Genomic DNA, 3,286 nt, shown 5'->3' on the forward strand with positions numbered 1-3,286 from the left:
ACGACTTCGAGCCGGCGGCTCACCCTTCCAGACACCCTGCGGTCGGTGCAGCCAGGCGCGGCCGTCGGCCGCAGGGCAGGGACTCCGGCCCCGACATGGGGACCGCGGGCCGGAGTCCCCACACGAGAAAGTCCCCGCCCCGGATCGCGCGCTTGGACGGCCAGCGACCGGGACTGAGGACCGTGCACCATCCCATCGAGAGAGAGGCAGGCACATGGCCGAACGTACGGCATTACTGGACGACACACAGCGGCGAGGCGTCGTCCAGACCGTCATGGACGCCAACCCCGGCATGGCGGCGGAGATGGCCGGCCGCGTCGTCGATGAGGCGGCCAAGTTCGTGCTCACCGCTGCGGAGTTCCCGCAGGCGGCACTGACACCGTCCCGGGTCGTGGACGAGGGATGGCACGCACTCATCCTCCACACGCGCCTGTACAAGGCCCTGTGCACGCGGAGGGGCGGCTACGTCGAGCACACTCCGGGGTACGACCCGGAGAACTACGACCCGGCGATCCTCACGCGCACGCAGGCCATGATGCGGGAGGCGGGATTCACTCCCGACGAGGAACTGTGGACCGCGCCGGACAAGCCGCTCGTCGCTGTGGCGGCGAAGTGCCAGCACTCGGACGACGGGGGCCTGATCGTCGTCCAGCCGAAGCCCAAGCCCAAGGGCTGACGCGTAGGCTGCGGGCCCGGAAGGAGGAGGTATCCGATGGAGTGGATCAACCCCAAGTATGCGGATCTGGTGAAGGCCATGCGGCAGGCCCAGACAGAAGCCTCTCGGCAGGACCCGCCCGACTTCCGGCCTGTCCGGGGATTCGTCGTCCCCGAGACCGGAACTGCTGGCCCGCTGCCTCGCTGAGGCTCGACCCGTCCGTGCGTCGCCTCCGTGGCGCGCGGACGGGGCCTCAGCTCTCGTACATCAACTCGGCGAGGGGATATCGAGCGTTTTCGCGATGACGATCGGAGAGTCGATCTTCGCGGCCTTCTGCCCGGACTCGACGGTGCCGATGGCCTGCCGGTCTGGGCCGGAGCGCTCGGCGAGTTCCTGCTGACTCAGGTTCCGGTGCCTGCACCACGCCTCCGAATTCCGGACCGAGGCGTGTTGCGTTAGAGCGCACTCCAATTCCTAGGTTCGGAAGCATGCGATACATCAAACTCGGAACGACCGGACTGGAAGTCTCCGCCATCACCCTCGGCTGCATGAGCTTCGGCGAGCCGGACCGGGGCGGCGAGCCCTGGTCGCTGGGCGCGGACGCCAGCCGGGACATCATCAAGCAGGCCCTCGAGAGCGGCGTCAACTTCCTCGACACGGCCAATGGGTACAGCGCCGGCAGCAGCGAGGAGATCGTCGGCCAGGCGGTCAAGGACTTCGCCCGGCGCGAGGAGGTCGTTCTCGCCACCAAGGTCTGGATGCGGATGCGCCCCGGCCCGAACGGCGCCGGGCTGTCCCGCAAGGCGATCTTCGCCGAGCTCGACGCCTCCCTGAAGCGACTGGGGACCGACTACATCGACCTGTACCAGATCCATCGCTGGGACTACGACACCCCGATCGAGGAAACCCTCGAGGCGTTGCACGACGCGGTCAAGTCCGGGAAGGTCCGCTACATCGGAGCCTCTTCCATGTACGCCTGGCAGTTCGCCAAGGCGCTGTATCTGGCTGACCTGAACGGCTGGACCCGGTTCGTGTCGATGCAGGACCACTACAACCTCATTCACCGCGAAGCAGAGCGGGAGATGCTCCCGCTCTGCGCCGACCAGGGCATCGGCGTGATCCCGTGGAGCCCACTGGCGCGGGGCAGGCTGACGCGGGTCCGGGACACCGCCACGGCGCGTGCCGAGACCGACGCGGGCGGCAAGATCCTCTACCGCGACGAGGACCAGGCAGTGGCCGAGCGCGTCCACGAGATCGCGGGCAAGCGGGGTCTGTCCCCGGCCCAGGTCGCCCTGGCCTGGGTCATGCGCAACCCGGTGGTGACCTCGCCCATCGTCGGGGTCACCAAGCCGGCCCAGCTGGCCGACGCGGTCGCCGCGGTGGACGTCGAACTCGACGAAGACGAGGCCGCCTACGTGGAGGAGCCCTACCAGCCGCACGAGGCCGCCTACCTGGAGGAGTCCTTCTACACGTCGCAGCCTGTGGCGGGCTCCCGGTAGTCCGTGCTACCGCCTGGCCTTCGACGAGTCCTTGGCCTCGGCGTTCACAGCCCTGTGGTCGGCCCGGCGGTGCTTGCGGGCGGTCGCGCGCAACTGCGTGATCCGCGCGCTGCCTGCCAGCGCGGTGAGCAGGATGCCCACCACTGCGGCCAGCAGCAGGGCCACGCGCAGCGGAACGTGCCCGTGGGCATCGAAGTAGCTGACGTCCGCCGACTGCTCCTGAGCTTGGCCAATGGGTAAGAGATTTCGAGGGTAGGGGGCGTCAGGCTGATGTGACGCGGGCACCGGTCACCTACTTCCACGGCTGCTACTCCGTGGGCTACGACCGCCTGTGGGGCGTCAACCGGCGTCGCAAGGGCACCGCCAACACCCTGGCCGCGCTCAAGTCGATCCGCGCCGCCCGGCTCGACGGCGCCTACATCATGGACAACCTCTTCGCCCACACCGGTGCGAACAAAGGAAGACTAAGGATGACTCAGGAGGCGGACGGTTCGATCTCCCCCGCAAAGACGATGACCTGGTCGATGAGGCTCCGCCGCAGATGGACGACGTCCGTTCCCGCCAGGCGGGGACCTCCATCCGGCGTGGTAAAGACCCACTGGTACCGGGCCCACTCGTCAGGCATGTCCACCGCCGAGCAGCGCACCATCGTGCCGGTCCCCGCCGGGTGGCGCCGGATGTCCAGCACGAACCGCTCGACCGCCGCGATTCCTTCGCTGCGACCCAACGGCCCCCAGAAGACCACGTCTGAGGTCAGAGCCTGGGAGAGCAGGGCAGTCACATAGCTGTCGTCCGAGGCGTTGAACGCGGAGATGAACGTGTCGATCGCGGAGCGTGCAATCTCTTCCTGCATGCCCCAGTAATACCAGCCGTTTCGCGTGCGCTCGTCCCGCGTGCCGCTTTCCGATCACGGTGAACCATCCTGGGCACAGCACGAGAGAAGCTCGGGCGTTTCGAGCTCGCGTTGCCTGAGCAGATCAACGGTGCACCTTGACGGGCTACGACTCCACGGTCACCCGCAGACTGCTGACCCATCTCGGCTGCGAGTGGCGCATCCAGCCCAAGGGCGTCGTGATCTGCTGCACCGACCGGCAGGGTGTCCGGGAGGGCGGGCCGTCGGCGCGAAGTCCGT

5 protein-coding genes and 1 pseudogene are annotated in these 3,286 nt (G+C 68.0%); 3 read left to right on the forward strand and 3 right to left on the reverse strand.

The window, feature by feature from the left end:
* The first annotated feature begins 214 nt into the window (after positions 1 to 214).
* On the forward strand, positions 215 to 676 hold the full coding sequence (locus AXW62_RS33990; protein ID WP_060947854.1) for a glycine-rich domain-containing protein: 462 nt from the start codon (positions 215 to 217) through the stop codon (positions 674 to 676).
* Between the two features lie 246 nt (positions 677 to 922).
* On the opposite strand, the gene AXW62_RS47305 is transcribed toward AXW62_RS33990, so the two are convergent.
* On the reverse strand, positions 923 to 1,126 hold the full coding sequence (locus tag AXW62_RS47305) for a helix-turn-helix transcriptional regulator (RefSeq protein ID WP_060947855.1): 204 nt from the start codon (positions 1,124 to 1,126) through the stop codon (positions 923 to 925).
* A 17-nt stretch (positions 1,127 to 1,143) separates the two neighbouring features.
* Here AXW62_RS47305 and AXW62_RS34000 point away from each other — a divergent pair, with 17 nt between their 5' ends.
* The gene (locus AXW62_RS34000; RefSeq protein WP_060947856.1) at positions 1,144 to 2,154 is read left to right on the forward strand and encodes an aldo/keto reductase; all 1,011 of its coding nucleotides are present in this window, start codon (positions 1,144 to 1,146) and stop codon (positions 2,152 to 2,154) included.
* A gap of 6 nt (positions 2,155 to 2,160) precedes the next feature.
* On the opposite strand, the gene AXW62_RS34005 is transcribed toward AXW62_RS34000, so the two are convergent.
* Positions 2,161 to 2,319 (reverse strand): hypothetical protein, encoded by a 159-nt coding sequence (locus AXW62_RS34005; protein WP_252368837.1) that lies wholly within the window; start codon positions 2,317 to 2,319, stop codon positions 2,161 to 2,163.
* Between the two features lie 122 nt (positions 2,320 to 2,441).
* On the opposite strand from AXW62_RS34005, the pseudogene AXW62_RS46350 reads away from it, so the two are divergent.
* A pseudogene (locus AXW62_RS46350) lies at positions 2,442 to 2,613 on the forward strand (IS630 family transposase); the annotation flags it as partial.
* A 16-nt stretch (positions 2,614 to 2,629) separates the two neighbouring features.
* On the opposite strand, the gene AXW62_RS34010 reads toward AXW62_RS46350, so the two are convergent.
* On the reverse strand, positions 2,630 to 3,007 hold the full coding sequence (locus AXW62_RS34010) for a hypothetical protein (RefSeq protein WP_030825962.1): 378 nt from the start codon (positions 3,005 to 3,007) through the stop codon (positions 2,630 to 2,632).
* Between the last annotated feature and the right edge of the window lie 279 nt (positions 3,008 to 3,286).

Origin of the sequence: Streptomyces hygroscopicus subsp. hygroscopicus (assembly GCF_001553455.1) — a bacterium.
GTDB classification, from domain to species: domain Bacteria; phylum Actinomycetota; class Actinomycetes; order Streptomycetales; family Streptomycetaceae; genus Streptomyces; species Streptomyces hygroscopicus.

Bases quoted from the DNA above. Each gene is read 5' to 3' on its own strand.
- AXW62_RS33990 (WP_060947854.1), top strand. From the start codon at position 215: ATGGCCGAACGTACGGCATTACTGGACGACACACAGCGGCGAGGCGTC.
- AXW62_RS34000 (WP_060947856.1), top strand. From the start codon at position 1,144: ATGCGATACATCAAACTCGGAACGACCGGACTGGAAGTCTCCGCCATC.
- AXW62_RS34010 (WP_030825962.1), bottom strand. From the start codon at position 3,007: ATGCAGGAAGAGATTGCACGCTCCGCGATCGACACGTTCATCTCCGCG.